Origin of the sequence: Flavicella sediminum (assembly GCF_006381105.1) — a bacterium.
Classification (GTDB): domain Bacteria; phylum Bacteroidota; class Bacteroidia; order Flavobacteriales; family Flavobacteriaceae; genus Flavicella; species Flavicella sediminum.
This window is the reverse complement of record NZ_VDET01000002.1, coordinates 338,573-357,007: the sequence shown is the minus strand read 5'-3', so window position 1 is coordinate 357,007 and position 18,435 is coordinate 338,573. Positions and strand designations below refer to the sequence as shown.

General features: G+C 33.8%; 9 protein-coding genes. All 9 read left to right on the top strand.

All coding sequences use genetic code 11. The features are described from left to right. Positions 1–266 precede the first annotated feature (266 nt). The 9 genes from rhaM (at position 267) to FGM02_RS02235 (ending at position 18,431) form a co-directional block, all read left to right on the top strand. On the top strand, positions 267–581 hold the full coding sequence (gene rhaM, locus FGM02_RS02275) for an L-rhamnose mutarotase (protein ID WP_139956533.1): 315 nt from the start codon (positions 267–269) through the stop codon (positions 579–581). A 148-nt stretch (positions 582–729) separates the two neighbouring features. Next, the gene (locus tag FGM02_RS02270; RefSeq protein WP_139956531.1) at positions 730–2,916 is read left to right on the top strand and encodes a BNR-4 repeat-containing protein; all 2,187 of its coding nucleotides are present in this window, start codon (positions 730–732) and stop codon (positions 2,914–2,916) included. Positions 2,917–3,298: 382 nt separating this feature from the next. Then, entirely contained in the window at positions 3,299–5,221 is a 1,923-nt protein-coding gene (locus FGM02_RS02265; protein WP_139956529.1) for a hypothetical protein, read from the top strand. 82 nt (positions 5,222–5,303) lie between these two features. Then, positions 5,304–6,029, top strand: coding sequence for a polysaccharide lyase family 7 protein (locus FGM02_RS02260; protein ID WP_139956527.1), 726 nt, complete (start codon positions 5,304–5,306; stop codon positions 6,027–6,029). A 20-nt stretch (positions 6,030–6,049) separates the two neighbouring features. Beyond that, positions 6,050–8,824, top strand: coding sequence for a glycoside hydrolase family 78 protein (locus tag FGM02_RS02255; protein WP_139956525.1), 2,775 nt, complete (start codon positions 6,050–6,052; stop codon positions 8,822–8,824). A gap of 3 nt (positions 8,825–8,827) precedes the next feature. Continuing rightward, positions 8,828–11,602, top strand: a complete 2,775-nt coding sequence (locus FGM02_RS02250) for an alpha-L-rhamnosidase (RefSeq protein ID WP_139956523.1) — start codon at positions 8,828–8,830, stop codon at positions 11,600–11,602. A 6-nt stretch (positions 11,603–11,608) separates the two neighbouring features. Then, complete coding sequence (locus tag FGM02_RS02245; RefSeq protein WP_139956521.1) at positions 11,609–13,060, top strand: sulfatase; 1,452 nt, start codon at positions 11,609–11,611, stop codon at positions 13,058–13,060. A gap of 269 nt (positions 13,061–13,329) precedes the next feature. Further along, on the top strand, positions 13,330–16,317 hold the full coding sequence (locus FGM02_RS02240) for a sugar-binding domain-containing protein (RefSeq protein WP_243739335.1): 2,988 nt from the start codon (positions 13,330–13,332) through the stop codon (positions 16,315–16,317). Between the two features lie 2 nt (positions 16,318–16,319). Further along, positions 16,320–18,431 (top strand): polysaccharide lyase 8 family protein, encoded by a 2,112-nt coding sequence (locus tag FGM02_RS02235; protein WP_139956517.1) that lies wholly within the window; start codon positions 16,320–16,322, stop codon positions 18,429–18,431. The last annotated feature ends 4 nt before the right edge of the window (positions 18,432–18,435 follow it).

The following is an 18,435-nucleotide window of genomic DNA, read 5'->3' as shown; positions in this document are numbered from 1 at the left end:
ATACTTTAGTAAGAATTTTTTAGAGTATTTAAAATCGTTTTGTTTTTTTAGATAAAGATAAAACGATTTTTCGTTTTATCCTTTTTAGTAACCCGGTGCTGTTGTAATAATTGTAGCGCCTCTAGTTTATCTGTTAATCATGACAGAACAGGATGGATTAGATTTTTCTCTTTTGTACTATTGAAGATGAGCGTTCTAGTTCCCCACTTTTTAGTGTCTACTATTTTTGCTTTTTTCATCAATACATACCTTAAATAAAAAACCTCATGCAAAGACTTGCTTTTAAAATGAAATTAAACAAAGGGCAAAAGGAAGCTTATACAAAACGCCATAATGAATTGTGGCCAGAGCTTAAAAAGCTGCTAAAAGAGAATGGTGTGAGTGAGTATTCGATATTTTTTGACGAAGAAACCAGTATTCTTTTTGCTTTTCAAAAAGTATCAGGTGAAGGTGGTTCTCAAGATCTAGCAAACAATGAAATTGTGAAAAAATGGTGGGATTTTATGGCAGATCTTATGGAGGTTCATCCAGATAATTCACCGGTGTCAATTCCATTGGAGGAAGTGTTTTATATGGATTAATTATTTTAAAAAAAATAAATAGGTTTTTCTCTTAGTTATCACGAGTTTATTGTTTTAATAGTAAATATAAATAATACAGGACAGTGCATGATGCTGTTTGGTAGGGAAATTTAGAAATTGCTTATTCATAGAAATAAACAATTTTAACATGAAATGTAATTCGTTCGTAAATAAACAATTAGTTATACTAATATCTATATTCTTAGGGAGTTTTCTTTCGACTTATGCACAGGAAGTAGCCTTTGAAAAAGAAGTAAAAATCACTGATTTTGGATTGCATTTTGATGGGGCTAAAGTGGCCGATGCAGGTGGGAGTAAAGACGTAAATTCACCGTTTGATTATTTTTATGGACGTAATATATCGGCGCATGGAGATTGTATTAAAACTTATGGAGATTATGTCTTTATGACATGGTATCGAGGAGGTAAAGACGATCGTCATGTGATGTTGACACGCTACAATACGTTAACGGGTTCTATGGCTACAATAGAATTTCCGCATAGACATACAGGGTTTAATAATCAATGGTGGATCGGAGAATCTCATAATACGATAGGTATTGGAATTAGTCCATTAGACGGTACAATTCATTTATTATATGATATGCACGCCTATCATAAAACACGGCCTACAGATGGCAGTCTAGCAAACGACTATTTTAGATATTCTCACTCTGTTAAGAATCTTACAATAGTACCTGATTCTGAATTTACCTTGGATAAATTTGTGAAAAATAGTTCTGGAGGCTATAAGCATTTGAGTTTAAATGGAGGAGTTGAATATTCAAATTTTCAAGGGTTAACCTATCCTCAGTTTTTCTTGAATGATGCCGGTGACTTATTTATGTACATGCGAGAAGGGGGGAATAATAATGGCGCGTATAAATTTTCTAAGTACAATGCTAGTTCTTCGTCTTGGTCAAATTTCACGCACTTTAATGTTTTAAATGCTAAGAATCATGCTTCGGTTTCCTATAATTGGGGACTTTATGGGAACATGAAATATATTGATGGGAAAATTAGAATAGGTTTTCAGCGCAGAGAAAATCATTTAGACAAATATCAATACCAAAATGGTGTGTATTATGCATATTCAGACAATCAAAATGGAACAGATAGTTGGAAAAGTCATTCAGGAACATCGTTTAGTTTACCACTTTACGACGCCGATTTCATAAAAGTGATGGAGCCTGGTGATTATGTGCAAACCACTCAAACAGATAAAGTATATATTGTAGCCGATTTTGATTGGACAGTTACAGCTAAAGGTGATGTACATATTATAAGCAAAGTAAAAGACAATGAAAATAATGTAACAAAATCTTTACACACCTATAAACCTGCAGGAGCTACGGAATTTATAACATCGGAAGACTTTGCTGGAGGAACATCAATTTATACTTCTGGAGAGAATGTTTATATTATTGGGTTAACAAGTAGTAGACGTGTTTTTGTAGATAAAGCTGTTGGTGGAACCAATAAATTTACACGGGTTTATGAAGCAACATCGGGTAGAGTATTTGATCACGGTAGGGTGCATATTAATAAAGGGAAACTTTATTACTATTTAATGGAGAAAAAAACGGGTAATTCGCAACCTATTTATCTACAGATAATTGACTTAGGAATTGTTGATGAAGATCCTAAAGAGGAAAATAATTTTACGATACAAGCTATAGGAGAAACTTGTGAAAACAAGAATAATGGCATATTAATTATCAATGCAAAGGCCACTCATGATTATGTGGCTACAATTAATGGGGTAGATTATGATTTCACAAAAAATAAAACAATTGAAAATCTTAATCCAGGGACCTATAATCTGTGTATAGAAGTTATTGGAGAGGATCATGAGCAATGCTATGAAGTTGTTATTGATGGATACGTAAGTTTAAGTGGAGGGATACAAATTTCGGAACAATCTGCAATTGTTTCTGTAGCTACAGGGAATGGTCCTTTTAGAGTTTTCAAAAACGGAGAAGAAGTTTTGGAAACCTATGATATAAATTTCTCAGTTGCTGTACATCATGGGGATGAGGTTGAAGTGAAAAGTAAAAGTGCTTGTCAAGGTGTTATGACTAAATCTATTAATTTGTATGAAGAGATTACCGCATATCCAAATCCTTCAAATGGTAATTTTGAATTGTTTGTTCCTGAAAATTTGAAAAGTATTTTTATAGAAATTTACAATGTTCAATCTCAGCTAATAACTGCTAATGAATATTCCGTGAATCGTGGTAAAGTTTTTATGGATATGTCAGACCAACCTAATGGAATCTATTTTGTTAAATTAAATTCAATGCTACCTACATTTATAAAAGTTGTTAAAAATTGATTAAAGCTGAAAAACTACTTCTAAAAAAAGTTTTTTTTTGAACGAATTAAATTCATGTTTCCTACTTTTTACCTTAAAGAGGAGGATGGTGTTTGTAATGTGAGTATTTATTAAAAAGCAGTTACATTTTTATAATTTTAAAATGTTTCTAGAATGGTTGAGTTTTAGAAACAGTGTATGGCATATATCAATACTTAGGTTGGTTTATAATAAATAATCATTTGTTTAAGATTACTGGAAGTTTTTAGCGGCCATATCAATAAAAACTACAGAAATTAAATAATAAGAACCATATCAGGTGGCCACAGTATATCTGAACAATTACTGAGTTCCTGAGGCTTCTAACCGCTTTTTATAAAACAATTCAAAAATCAAAATAAAAATGAAAAGACGTTCGTTTATAAATATTTCGGCAATTGGAAGTTTAGGTTTACTATTACCTATGCATGCTTGTGTCGGGGCAGGCAATAAGTATAAAGTTGTATCTCTTAATGATATGACAGCATTTCAAAAGCAATCCTTCCAACTTTTAAAAGTTTGGTGCGATGCAATGCTACGCGATCAAATTCATGATAAAAGCAAGTCTGTAGAAGATGGCGCTTTGTATTGCCATGCATGTAGTACAATTCATGGACGTTGCAATGATGCTATTTACCCTTTAATGTATATGGCTGATGCAACGGGAGATCAAAAATATTTAGATGCAGCAATCAAATTAATGGATTGGTCTAAAAATGTTGACAAACCAGACGGAAGCGGAAGTTGGACAAATGATATAAACCCTAAATCATGGAATGGTATTACCGTTTTTACGGCAATTGCCTTGGGTGAAGCCTTGCATCATCATGGTCATCTTTTGACTAAGAAAATGAAAAAGAAGTGGGAAGAACGTTTGAAATCTGGAATAGAATTTGTTTATCGGAAATTTGACATGCATTTTAGTCATATTAATTATAGATTTACAGCTATTTATGCACTTCGTTTTTTAGGAGCATACTTTAATGAAGAAAAATATATTGTAAGAAGTAAAGAATTTGCGGCACTTATTCCAGAATATTTGACTGAGCCAAATAAACTCATTTTTGGTGAAGATAAGCCAGATAATGATAAAAGCATTAAAGGTTTGTATCCTATAGATTTGGGCTATAATGTAGAAGAAACATTAAATGGAGTGGTTCAGTATGCTCTTATAGAAAAAGATGAAGCATTATTGCAATTGCTTACGGAGTCTATGAATGGACATTTGGAGTTTATGTTGCCAGATGGAGCATGGGACAATAGCTGGGGAACTAGGCAAAATAAATGGACTTATTGGGGAAGTAGAACTACGGATGGTTGTCAGCCTGCGTTTTCATTAATGGCAGATAGAAACCCTACTTTTGGTACGGCTGCAGTTATGAATACGGAGTTGTTAGCACGTTGTACCGTAAATGGACTTTTGTCAGGAGGATTGCATTATGAAACACATGGAGAAAAACCATGTATACATCACACTTTTTCTCATGCAAAAAATTTAGCTTTTGTATTAGATAACAGTGAAAAAATAATGAGTGTAAATAAAGAGCAGTCGTTGCCTAGAAGTTCCAATAATGGCGTAAAGCATTTTCCGGAATTAGATGTTTGGTTGGGTGCAAGGGGGCCATGGAAAAGTACTGTGTCTTCTTACGATCAAATATGGAAGAAAAAATATTCTGTAGCAGGAACAGGAGGTGCGTTAAATGTATTATGGCATGAAAAAGTAGGGCCTATATTTACTGCGAGTATGGCTGAGTATTTATTGGTTGAGCCTAATAATCAGCAACCACAACCGGGTGAAGATTTTTGTTTGACACCAAGAGTTGAGCGTATTGTTGAGGGGGAGTGGTTTACGAATATCTATGATTTAAAAGCGAAAGTAAGCTACAAGGATATAAATGATAGGATTAATTTTGAAATTGACACCACTTTAACAAATAGAGAAAAGAAAGCCTTAAATGAGGAGGCTAATTTTAAGTTGAACTATATTTTTGATACAGAAAAAACCATAATAAGGGCAAAAAGAACTTCAAAAAAAGACAATGGAGATGTCTTAGTATTGCCAATAATTTCATCAACAGGAGAAAAGGTGGTTCAGGTCTCCTCTAAAATTATAGAAATTCATAAAAAAGAAGGAGTTGTAGTGGTAGAAACAAGTGTGCCATTGCGAATAAAAGAATCTGAAAAAGCTAGGGTTTTTAATCAGGTGCCAGGAATGGAAGCACTTCCAGTAATGGTGGACTTTCCAAAAAATTACAAAGAAGTTATTTGTACGCTACAAATAATTTGATTAATCATATTTATCAGTACAGAGCAGGATTGTTTTTCTATAAAAAAAAGGAATCTTGCTTTTCTATTTTAAACTTTTTCTTATGAAAAAAATCGTGTTTTATATTTATGGTTGTTTTGTGCTTTTCAGTTGTTCAGGTAACAGTGATCATGTTATTTTAGAAGAAGAACAAGTGCAAGAAGAAGGAAATACAATTCCACTCATTCCAAATGAAGGTATTCCCAACCCTTTCAATTTATTTACTGTTATAGATGATGATGTTGAGCGAAAAAACTTTAATAAAGTTGCAAAATGGTACGAAGAAGAAGCAAATAAACAAATATTCAAACTTTTTGATGGTGATGAATATATTGGAGAACGAAAACATGCTAGAACGGAAGCAGGTCAGGGCTTAAAATGGAAAGAAGGAGCAGAGTGGCATATTTTAGAAGCTACAATGAAACCAAGTGGTAAGCTAGATGAGACTTATACTATTGCACAATTATTTGCAGGCTGTTGTGGACCACAACTTAGAGTGGAAGTTAGAACCAATGGAAGAATCAATGTTGGGTCTAGGGCCAATGGTAATAGTCGAATTTCTACGGATGAAGATTGGGCAACAGGTAATAAAAGTTTCAAAATAAAAATAAGGAGTAACGGAAAAGAAATGGAGGTGTATTTCAATGATGAACTAAAGTTTACTGGGATTTCTGAAGAAAGTACAAAAGGAAACACAGCGGCACTTTATCATTTTAGATGGGGAGTATATTCCAATAATAAAATGATAAAGAATTTAAGTAATACCGTAACCAATATTACAAGAGAATAGAAATTTAAGTTATCCATACCATGAAGATTCAATATTTTTTTTTAACATTTAGTATTCTTGCTTTATCAGTTTTAAGCGCTTGCTCCATAAATGAACAATTAAAACCAGAAGAACTAACTGTTTCAGAAAATTTTAAAAATCCGATCGGATTTTACAATGCTAAACCAACATTTTCATGGAAACTACCTGTTTCTAATGATATTAAAAAGCAAACAGCGTATCAAATCGTTGTGGCTAGTTCTTTAGCATTATTACCAAATAAGGCCGATTTATGGGATTCGGGTAAACAAGAAAGTCCACAATCTACTTTTGTAAAATATAAAGGAAAAGCATTAGAGTCAAAACAAAAAGTATTTTGGCAAGTTCGGTATTGGAATCAGGATAAAAATGTTTCAACATGGAGCACAGTAAATACTTTTGAATTAGGCTTGCTTCATAATAGCGATTGGAAAGCCAAATGGACTGGATTAGATACGGCTAAAGATAGTATCAAAGGTGTTCGGAAGTTTTTAATACACAAACCTCAGTATTTAAGAAAAGGATTTGACCTGTCTGCTGATGTGGCCTCGGCAAGATTATACATCACGGCTAAAGGTGTTTTTGACGTGCATTTAAACGGAAAAGATGTTAGTGATGATGTAATGACCCCAGGCTGGACGCCCTACAATCATCGGATTGAAACGATGACCTATGATGTAACTCATTTGCTAACTTCAAAAAAAAATGTTTTAGCCGTGGAATTGGCTTCTGGTTGGCATTCTGGTAGAATTAGTAGAGGGAAGGCTTTGTATCAAAATTTTGCATCACCAAAAATATTATGCCAATTGGAAGTAGTTCTGAATGATGGTTCTAAACAAACAATTGTTTCTGATGAAAGTTGGAAAGGAAGTACTTCTGGTCCTATAAGATTTTCGGGAATTTATGATGGAGAAACCTATGATGCAAATTTTGAAATGCCAAATTGGGCGACTTCTAATTTTGACGATACAACATGGGAAAATGTGGAGGTTGAGGCTATTGAAGCTGCTGTTGAGCTAAGGCCAAAGCGGCATAATACAGTTAAAGTAAAAGCAATTATTGAGCACGCAGAAGTAGTTTCAGTAACGAATACTGCAGCTGTTTTTAATTTAAAACAGAATATGGTGGGGGTGCCAAAAGTAAGCGTACCAATGAAAAAAGGAGACACTTTAAAAATTCGCTTTTCTGAAATGTTATTATCCGATGGAACTTTTTATACAAAAAATTACCGTTCTGCAAAATCTACAGATTATTATATCGCCGCTAAAAATGGTATTATTGAGTATACACCTAAATTTACATTTCATGGGTTTCAATTTGTTGAGTTGAGTGGCTATGATAAAAAGGCTACCCCAGACGGAACATGGGTAAAAGGTTTGGTGCAACATTCTAATTTTGAGAAAAATGGGGCTTTTACATCGTCTCATCAAAAGTTAAATCAATTACAAAGCAATATTACTTGGGGCCTAAGAGATAATTTTTTCGATGTGCCTACTGATTGCCCACAACGTGATGAGCGTTTGGGTTGGACTGGTGATGCACAAGTAATTTCACCAACAGCTATGTTTAATTATGATACCCATTCTTTTTGGACAGCTTGGTTGCAAAGTATGCGTGAAACACAATCGGAACATAGTAATGGTTTAGTTCCTTTTATTATACCCGATGTACTTCAAAACAACAATGCAAGTTCGGGTTGGGGTGATGCCTGTGTAATCATTCCTTGGGATCTTTACAATATTACGGGTGATATAAATGTCTTGGAAGAAAATTATGAAATGGCAAAAAAATGGGTTGCTTATTACCAATCCAAGTCTAAAAATTATATTCCTAACATGTATTCCTTTGCCGATTGGTTACAGCCTTATCCTGAGAAAGACGGGAAAATTGGAAATAGAGGAGATACGCCAAAACCACTAATCAATACAGCTTATTTTGCACATTCTGCACATTTGGTTTCTAAAATAGCAAAAGTACTTGGCAAAACGGAAGATCAAAAAAAATACCAAAACCTATACGAGTCTATTGCGTCTGCTTTTGAAAATAAGTTTTTTGATGAAAATGGAAAATTCAAAAATAAAATACAAACTCAAACTAGCTATTTACTTGCGATACATTTTGATTTATTAAAACCAGAAACAAAACGAAAAGCACAAAAACATTTACTTGCCGAAATTAAGAAAGCAAATTATCATTTAGGAACAGGCTTTTTAGGAACGCCTATATTGCCAAAGGTTTTAGATGCGATGGGAGAAATTGATTTAATGTATAAAATTTTATTTAAGGAAACTTACCCGTCCTGGTTTTATTCGATCAATCAAGGGGCTACAACTATGTGGGAACGTTGGAATAGTTTTAGTAAAAAAGATGGTTTCAATCCGCAAAGTATGAATAGCTTGAATCATTATGCTTATGGAGCAATAGGGCAGTGGATGTATGAACGTATCGCTGGACTCTCACCACTTTCGCCTGGGTATAAAAAAATTAAAATTGCACCTGTTCTAAATGAAAGATTAACATCGGCTTCAGCAAGTGTTGAAACATCTTTTGGTGAGGCTTTATCATCCTGGAAAATAGAAGAAGGTATCTTTTATTTAGAAGTGGTAATTCCACCAAATACATCTGCAGAAATCTATATACCATTTGGTAAATTAGATGATTTATTGGTAAACGGAAATGCTTTCAAGAAAACAGTAAATTTAAAAATGATAAAATCTGATCAATCAAACAAAATAGTAGCAGAGCCTGGTACCTATAAATTTCAAACTAAATTTTAAAACATGTTTAAAAAAATAAATTTCAGATATATCTTATTCGCCGTTGGGTGCTTTACTTTTTTTAGTTTTGTTTCCTGCAAAGAAAAAGAAATACTAAAACAAGCTGAAGATTTAACCGTCTCTGAAGGGTTTAAAAATCCGTTAGGATTTTACGATTCTAAACCAACATTTTCTTGGAAATTGCCAGTTTCTAAAAACGTTAAAGATCAACAGTCATATCAAATCATCGTAGCAAGTAATCCGAAACTTTTACCAAATAATGCTGACTTGTGGGACTCTAAGAAGCAGAGTTCTAATCAATCATCTTGGGTAAAATACAATGGAAAGAAATTAACGTCTCGCCAAAAGGTATATTGGCAAGTAAAATACTGGAATCAAGATAATGAGGCTTCTAAATGGAGTGATGTCAATCATTTTGAATTAGGTTTGTTAAACAATAGTGATTGGAAGGCAAAATGGATAGGCCTGCCAACTAAAGAAGAAAAGGTTTTAGGAAGTCAAGATAATATTATTCACAGACCCCAGTACCTAAGAAAAGGTTTTGAATTGTCTGATGATGTGATTTTAGCAAGGTTGTACATAACTGCTAAAGGTGCTTTTGATGTAACTATTAATGGAGAAGATGTAAGTGATGATGTAATGCCACCTGGATATACACCCTATAAAAAACGAATAGAAACCATTACTTATGATGTGACCGATTTGATAGAATCTGGACAAAATACAATTGGAATAGAGTTAGCCGCTGCTTGGCACTCAGGAAGGTTGGGATGGATGAAGTCTTATTGGAGTGATACAGAATCGCCAAAAGTACTTTGTCAGCTAGAGTTGACGATGAAAGATGGTGCTAAAGAATTGATTCTTTCTGATGATACTTGGAAGGGAAGCACAAAGGGACCAATTAGACTTTCAGAAATTTATGATGGAGAAACCTATGATGCCAATTTTGAAATGCCAGAATGGACAACAAATAATTTTGATGACAAAAATTGGGCATCGGTAAATACTTATGTGGTGACCGATAAAATTAAACTTGAGCCAAAAAGGCATGCCACTGTAAAAACAAAAATTAGAGTAACCTCCAAAGAAATAATTGAAAAAGGCAAAACTGTTATTTTCGATTTAAAACAAAATATGGTAGGTGTGCCCTTAGTAAAAGTACCGATGAAAAAAGGGGAAACATTGAAAATTAGATTTGCAGAAATGTTAGCTCCTGATGGTTCTTTTTATACAAAAAATTATAGAAGCGCTCAGTCTACAAATTATTATACGGCGGCTGAAGATGGCCTTGTAGAATGGATGCCTAAATTTACTTTCCACGGATTTCGTTATGTAGAATTAAGTGGGTTTGATACATCTAAAAAGCCAACAAAAGAATGGGTAACAGGTCTGGTTCAGTATTCTAATTTTGAAGATAACGGGACGTTTACATCGTCGCATGAAAAATTAAACCAGTTGCAAAGTAATATCGTTTGGGGACTAAGAGGTAATTTTTTCGACATTCCAACAGATTGTCCGCAACGAGATGAACGTATGGGATGGACGGGTGATGCGCAGGTTTTTGGACCTACATCCATGTTTAATGCCAAAGTTCATAATTTTTGGGCAAGTTGGTTGCAAAGTGTTCGCGAATCTCAATATGATAATGGTGGAATACCTTGGGTTGTACCTGACGTTTTGAATAATAAAAAAGTGAGCTCAGGTTGGGGAGATGTTTGTACAATTATTCCTTGGAAAATTTATTTTAGATCGGGAGATATAAGTGTTTTAGAAGAAAATTATGACATGATGAAAAAATGGGTACAACATCATCAGGAAACGTCAAAAAAATATATTTCTCATATGAATTCGTTTGCCGATTGGTTACAACCGTATCCTAAAAACGGAAAAAATAAAGGAGACACATCTCATGATTTAATAGGGACTGCATTTTTTGCACATTCAGCCAAGTTAACAGCAAAAACGGCTGCCGTTTTAGGAAAAAAGGAAGATCAAGAAAAATACGAAGCTTTGTATCAAAATGTAGCGCAAGCCTTTGAAAATACATTTTTTAACAAAGGAAAAGTGAAAGAAGTTACAGCAACTCAAACTTCCTATTTGTTAGCATTAGCATTTGACTTATTGTCGGATGATAATAGAGAAAATGCCAAAGCACAGCTATTGGGGAAAATAAGTGAAGCGGATAATCATTTACGTACGGGGTTTTTAGGAACACCTTTATTATCAGAAGTTTTAGATGAAACAGGAGAAATTGACCTCATGTATAAATTATTGTTTAATGAAACCTATCCATCGTGGTTTTACTCAATAAATCAAGGGGCAACAACTATTTGGGAACGTTGGAATAGTTATAGTAAAGAGGAAGGCTTTAATCCGATGGATATGAATAGCTTAAATCATTATGCTTATGGAGCTATAGGAGAATGGATGTATGAGCGTATTGCAGGAATTGCTCCTTTGGAAGCGGGTTATAAAAGAATTAGAATAGCACCCGAAGCAAGTCAACCATTAACTTCGGCATCTGCAAGTTTAAAGACAACTTATGGAAAGGTGTCAAGTTCTTGGGAAATTGTAAACAATAGTTTTAAACTGGAAGCTACAATTCCACCAAATACAACTGCAATAGTCATTGTTCAAGGAAACACCAATAAACAATTGTTGGTAAATGGAGTCGCTGTTGAGATGGTTGCTGGAGTAGAGTTTGTTGGTAAAAAGAAAAACTGTTTTGAGCTTTTCGTACAGCCAGGAACCTATAAGTTTCAAACAATTATCAAATAAAGAATAATGAAAAAAATAAGTTTACTACTGCTTTTTGTGATTTTCGATTTTGTATACTGCTACAAGATGTTAGCCCAAGAACAACCAAATGTAGTTGTCTTTTTAGTTGATGATTTACGTCCTGAGCTTGGTTGTTATGGTAATCAATTAGTGCAAAGTCCTCATATTGATGCTTTGGCAAAAGACGGAGTCTTGTTTCAAAAAGCGTATGCACAGCAAGCCATTTGTGCACCTTCTAGAATGAGTATTTTAACGGGTTTAAAACCGGAAAATATTGGTATTTATTCCATTTTTACACCCTTACGTAGTAGGCATAAAAATAAGGTAAGCTTACCTCAGTTTTTTAAATCTAATGGTTATACAACCGTTAGTGTTGGTAAAGTTTATCATCATACCACAGATGATAAAGCTAGTTGGAGCATTCATATTCCAAAAGAGTCTAATTCTTGGGTAAAACCGGAAAATCTGACTTTAATTGATAGTTTGAAAAAAGCGGGTATCAAGTCAAATGGACCTGCTTTTGAATGTGTAGATGTTGCGGATGAAGCTTATAAAGATGGGCGTGCTACAAAAAAAGCAATAGAAACACTCCAAAAAATAAAAGACGACAAGTTTATGATGTTTGTCGGCCTAACAAAACCACATCTTCCTTTTAATGCTCCTAAAAAATATTGGGATTTGTATGAAGAAGAAGATTTTAGCGTACCGGCAAAAGTAGCTCCAAAAGATATGTTTAGGTTATCGTTATCAAAATGGGGGGAATTGCGTAATTATTATGGAATACCAAAACAAGGTCTTTTAGATGATGCCACTTCTAAAAAGCTAATCCACGGCTATCATGCTTCTATTAGTTATATAGATGCTCAAATGGGAAAAGTAATGAAGGCTTTAGAGGAGCTTGATTTACGTAAAAATACACTTGTTGTTTTAATGAGTGATCACGGTTATAAATTAGGTGAATATGGCGCATGGTGTAAGCACTCCAATTTTGAAATTGATGTAAATGTGCCTTTAATTATTAGTAGAGAAACTAGTTATAAAAAACGTGTAACGAATAAAAAATCAAATGCTTTAGTAGAAAATGTAGATCTATTTCCAACCTTGGCGGAAGCATGTGGCTTAACAACACACGCACTAGATGGAAACAGTATATTGTCACTTGTAGATGCGCCAAACAAGAATTGGAAAAAGGGGGCTTATAGTCTGTATCCTAGAGGAAAAAATATTATGGGATTTACTTGTACCGATGGACAATTTAGGTACACAGAATGGTGGAGTAATACAGATGATAAAGTAATTGATAGTGAATTTTATACCTGTAAGCAGGATTATAAGTTAGAAAATAAAAATCTTATAGAAGAGACTATCTACGAAAAGGAAGTCATCAGAATGCGTCAATTGTTGAACAGTCAGTTTCCTCTAAAGAATAGATCTGCATATCCTCAATTAGATAAGTAGTTTTCTTGTCTAATTTGAATATAACTAAATTATTATCATCATATCGTCATAGTACAGGATAGACCTAGAGGCAGTCTTACTTATTTTTAAATTTCTTTTCAATCGTTTTAGGAACTTAACTTGTTATAACTAAAATAATAAAAAGCAAATATTGGATTGAAAATTAGTGTAATAGCCTCGGTAAAACGAGCGTTCTGTCATATATGAATACTATGAGAAGTAATTTTAAAATAAAAAAAAAAATAATTTTTGCATTCGTAATTTTTTCAATGCAATGTTTTTCACAACGTATTGAACGTGATTTCAATAACAATTGGCAGTTTATTTTAGAGGATAAAGATGTCTTTTCTAAAGAAAACTACGATCATAGTTCTTGGACAACTTTAAATGTTCCACATGATTGGTCTTTTGAGAAAGGAGTTCGAAAAGGTGGTGATCAAGGGCAAGGAGGTGGCTATCACGATGGAGGTATAGGTTGGTATAGAAAAACTTTTGAGGTGAGAAAAGAAAGTTTATCGAAGATCACTTACATCAATTTTGATGGTGTTTATATGAACAGTGAAGTTTGGGTAAATGGAAATCATTTAGGAAAACGTCCATATGGTTATATAAGTTTTCGATATGATATTTCAACGTATTTAAAAGAAGGGAAAAATACAATTGCGGTTAGAGTAGACAATTCTTTGGAGCCTTCGGCAAGATGGTATCACCCTTGTGGAATCTATGCAGCCGTAAAATTAATCGAAGTGAATCCTGTGCATTTTAAACCTAATGGAATTTTTGTAACCACCCCAAAGATTAAGAGCGATAAAGCGCTAGTGTTTGTTGAAACTGAATTTGAAGGGGATTCAAACAATTTGAAGTATGCCGTTCAACTCTATTCTGCTTCTGGAGATTTGCTAACATCGGGACATAAAGAAATTAAATCTTCAAAGGAGAAGATTTTTTTGATAGTTGACGTTCCAAGCTTATGGAGTCCAGAAAGTCCAACATTATATAAAGCTATTACCCAAATTTTAGATGGAAAAAGGGTAATTGATGAAATTGAAACCACTTTTGGATTTAAAACGGTGAAATGGGAAGCGAAAACGGGGTTTTGGTTGAATGGAGAAAATATAAAATTAAAAGGTGTTTGTGAACATTGGGAAGGAGGTCCTGTTGGTGGGGCCTGGACAAAACCCTTGTTGCGATGGAAACTACAATCGTTAAAAGATATGGGAATCAATGCCATTCGGCCTTCTCATAATCCAACACCTCCAATGTTTTATGATATTTGTGATGAGATTGGTTTGTTGGTAATGGATGAAATTTTTGATGGTTGGCACAAAAAAGCACCCCAAGATTATGGAAAACAAGCTTTTGATGAGTGGTGGCAACGTGATGTTACAGAATGGATTACTAGAGATAGAAATCACCCAAGTATTTTTGTATGGAGTTTAGGGAATGAAACGCATAGTCCAATTGGTCCAGAATTAGTGAAATTCGGAAAAAGTTTAGATCCAACAAGATTATTTACATCAGGTGCAGGTAATCCTGAAGATATGGATATAACCGGAGTTAATGGAGGTTCAGAAACGAAATCGTTTATTGAAAGCCGAACTTTTGACAAACCCTTTATTTCTACCGAAGCGCCACATACTTGGCAAACAAGGGGGTATTACAGAACGCAAACTTGGTGGAGAGACAATGAATTGCCTGGTACATATGAGCTACCAAACCTAACTGAAAAAGAAATATTTTTTTACGAAGGGATCAATCCGAAAAATTGGAGAAATAGAAAACAAAGCTTTAATTCTTCTTACGACAATGCCACGGTTCGTGTATCTGCAAGAAAATATTGGGAAGTCATGCGAGATAATCCTTGGCATAGTGGTCATTTTAGATGGACCGGATTCGATTATTATGGAGAAGCTGGTTTGGTGCATGGTGGGTTGCCTTTTAATTTGTTTATGGGTGGTGCTTTAGATGTAGCAGGTTTTAAAAAGGATTTGTTTTACTTCTATAAAAGTCAATGGACCGAGGAGACCATGCTGCATATGTTACCAAGTTGGACGCATCCAAGAATGAAAAAAGGTACTGTTATACCAGTTTGGGTATATTCTAATACTGATGAGGTTGAATTGTTTTTAAATGGTAAATCTTTAGGTAAAGACAAACCAGGAACAATTTGGAATGAAATGCAATGCGAATGGATGGTGCCATATCAAGAAGGAAAGTTAGAAGCCGTAGCTTATGTTGATGGAAAAGAAGTGAAAAGAACATCTTTTTCAACCAGTAAACAGCCTTCAAAATTAAAAACAAGTATTCAAAAGCTTGATGCTGAAGATAGTTTTACTACAAGTTATATTGTTACTTCTGAAGGATTGGACGCTAATGATAATTTATATCCATACGGAGAAAACAAAGTCTATTACAGTATTCAAGGTGATCTCAAGAAAATTTCTATGGAAAATGGAAATCCGATTGATCCTACAAGTAGAACAAAATCGGATCATCGAGCTTTGTTTTTCGGGAAATCGAGATTGTTTTTAAGAGCGTTGCCAAATGCAAAAAAAGCTTCACTAATAACAGCTTCAGTTTTAGGAGATAAGGCATTATATACTTCTAATAAAATTACCATCGATGCAAAACAGGTTTCTGTCTTAGGTGAGAATTCAGTATCAAATTTGGAGATTTTTTATACGGTTAATGGAGAAAACCCAGAAACGAATGGGATCGTTTATACAGGAGCTTTTGAAGTTCAAGAGAATACAACAGTAAAAGCCATTATAAAACAAGATGAAAAAAATGTTTTAAGAATGGAGGAAACTTTTGGTGAAAACGAAGGCTTGTTTTGGGGAGATGAACATTCTAAAGATATGTGGATTGGGAGAGGTGTAAATATCTCTGCAGAAGAAGGGATTTTAAAAGGTGGGGCAAAAGCTAGTACTGACGCCCATCGTTATAAAGGAAGTGGATTTGTACGGTTTGACGGTAAAGAAGGTGCCATCACATTTTACCAAGAAAATGATGGTGAAGAAGGAGATTACAGTATGCGTTTTAGATATATGCACAACAATACTGATAAAACTCATCCAATGAAATTGTATTTGAATGACGAATATATTAGGACTTTAGAATTTAAATCAACTGGAGGTTGGGAAAAAGAATGGAAATTCGTTCCTGCTATATTAAGACTTAAAGCTGGAGCTAATAATATCAGAATAGAAACAACAGGTAAGAGTGGCCCTTTTATTGATGAACTTTTTATTGACTAAAAATGAAATTTATTAGAACTTATTTTTTTTCATTACTGTCATTTATTATTTTATTTTGTTGTCATGACATAAATAAGAATAGTACTTCAAAGGTTTTGTATCCATCTGATTTGGTGCAATTCCATAAAAATGTTAGGAGTTATTTTGTGAATCTGAAAATAGATGACGCTACTATTGAAGATTTATTGCACGATTTTCAGAAAGAAGGTTCATGGTCAACAATAGATTATACCAATAAAATTAGAGGAGGGTGGCCTGTAAAAGATCATTTACAATATGTTCAGAACTTCGCAATTAACTATAACAACAAAACATCAAAATATTACGCTGATAAGGAGTTATTGGAGAAAATACACAGAGGTTTAAATTTTTGGTTGGACCATGATTTTTTAAGTACCAATTGGCACGATCAGCATATTGGTGTTCCTGAACTTTTGTTACCTACACTTTTTTTAATGGAAAATGAACTGAGTCAAAAGCAGCTAAAAAAAGCTGTAGTTCTGCTCAATCGTGCAAAAATTAAAATGTCGGGTCAAAATAAAGTTTGGTTGTCAACCAATGTAATGTTACGTTCGTTATTGTTAAGAAAACAAGACTCAGTTGCTATTGCTAGTAAAGCCATACAAAATGAACTTCAGAAAGCAAATGGTGTTGGTGTCAAGTCGGATTGGTCTTATCATGAACATGGAGCACAATTACAATTTGGAAATTATGGTTTGTCGTATTTAGAAGATATGATAAAATGTTACACCCTTGTGAACAATACTCCTTTTGAATTTGAAACCGATAAAATTAAATTTTTACGAAATCTAATACTTAAAGGACAGCAATGGGTAATTTGGAAGGGAACCTATGATGTCAGTGCATCTGGAAGACAGCTTTTTAAGAATGAACAATTGAAAAAAGCAGCACGTTTAAAAGCTTGTATTCAAAAAATGAAATTTTTAGATACTGCTCATGTAAAATCTTATGACAAGGCTTTAGATCTTAAAGGATTGTCAGGAAATAAGCATTTTTGGGAATCTGACTTTCAAGTCCATCGAAAAAAAGATTTCTATTTTTCGGTTAAAATGAGTTCAAAACGGGTTGTGGGTACAGAGTCCGTTAACGAAGAAAATATTCAAGGGTATCATCTAGGAGACGGTGTTTCGTTATTGTCAACTCACGGTAAAGAATACGAAAATATTTTTCCATTTTGGGATTGGAAAAAATTACCAGGAACCACAATAATACAAGATAAAGAACCACTTCCAATTATTAAGTTTAGTGGTTTTAAGACCAATAGTGTTTTTGTAGGAGGTGTAAGTAGTAGTGAAAATGGGGTTGCAGTTATGGATTATGATCGTGATGGTTTAAAGGCTAAAAAATCATGGTTTATGTTTGATGATAAAATAGTTTGTTTGGGAAGTGGTATTTCTTCAAATACAAATTACCCTGTGACAACTTCAATCAATCAGACTTTTTTAAAAGGAGGTGTTTTAATAAGTAAAAATAATAAAATAGAAAAAATAAGAAGATTGCGTAATGGTTTACAGGTTGATTGGGTTTTACACGATACTATTGGTTATCTGTTTCCAAATGGAGGTAAAGTCAATCTTTCAGCTCAAATTTTAGAAGGAAGCTGGTACAAAGTTGCGAAACGCTATCGAGCTGTTATTTTAACAGAAAACATTTTTAAATTATGGTTGGAACATGGTTCTCAACCTAAAAACGGTAAGTATAGTTATATTCTCGTTCCTAATGCATCAAAAGAAAAAATGATGGATTTAAATACGAAGAGCCCATTTAAGATCACCAATACTGAACAGCAACAATCTGTAGAAACGGTAGATCATAAAATGGCAGGTATTGTTTTTTATTCAATGGGAACTTCAAAAATTCATGGAGGGGTTTCCGTAGATAAGCCCTGTATTTTGATGATAGAAAATCAAACAAATGAATTGGCCTTGTCAATTTGTGATCCCTCTCGTAAATTAACTACGATAACAGTTTCAATTGCTGGAAAATATAAGGCTAAAGGTAGTCAGTATAGTAAAGGGAAAACACATATTAAAATACTCTTTCCTAAAGGTAAGGAAGCAGGGAAAACAGTAAAATATAATTTTAAAAAATAAACAA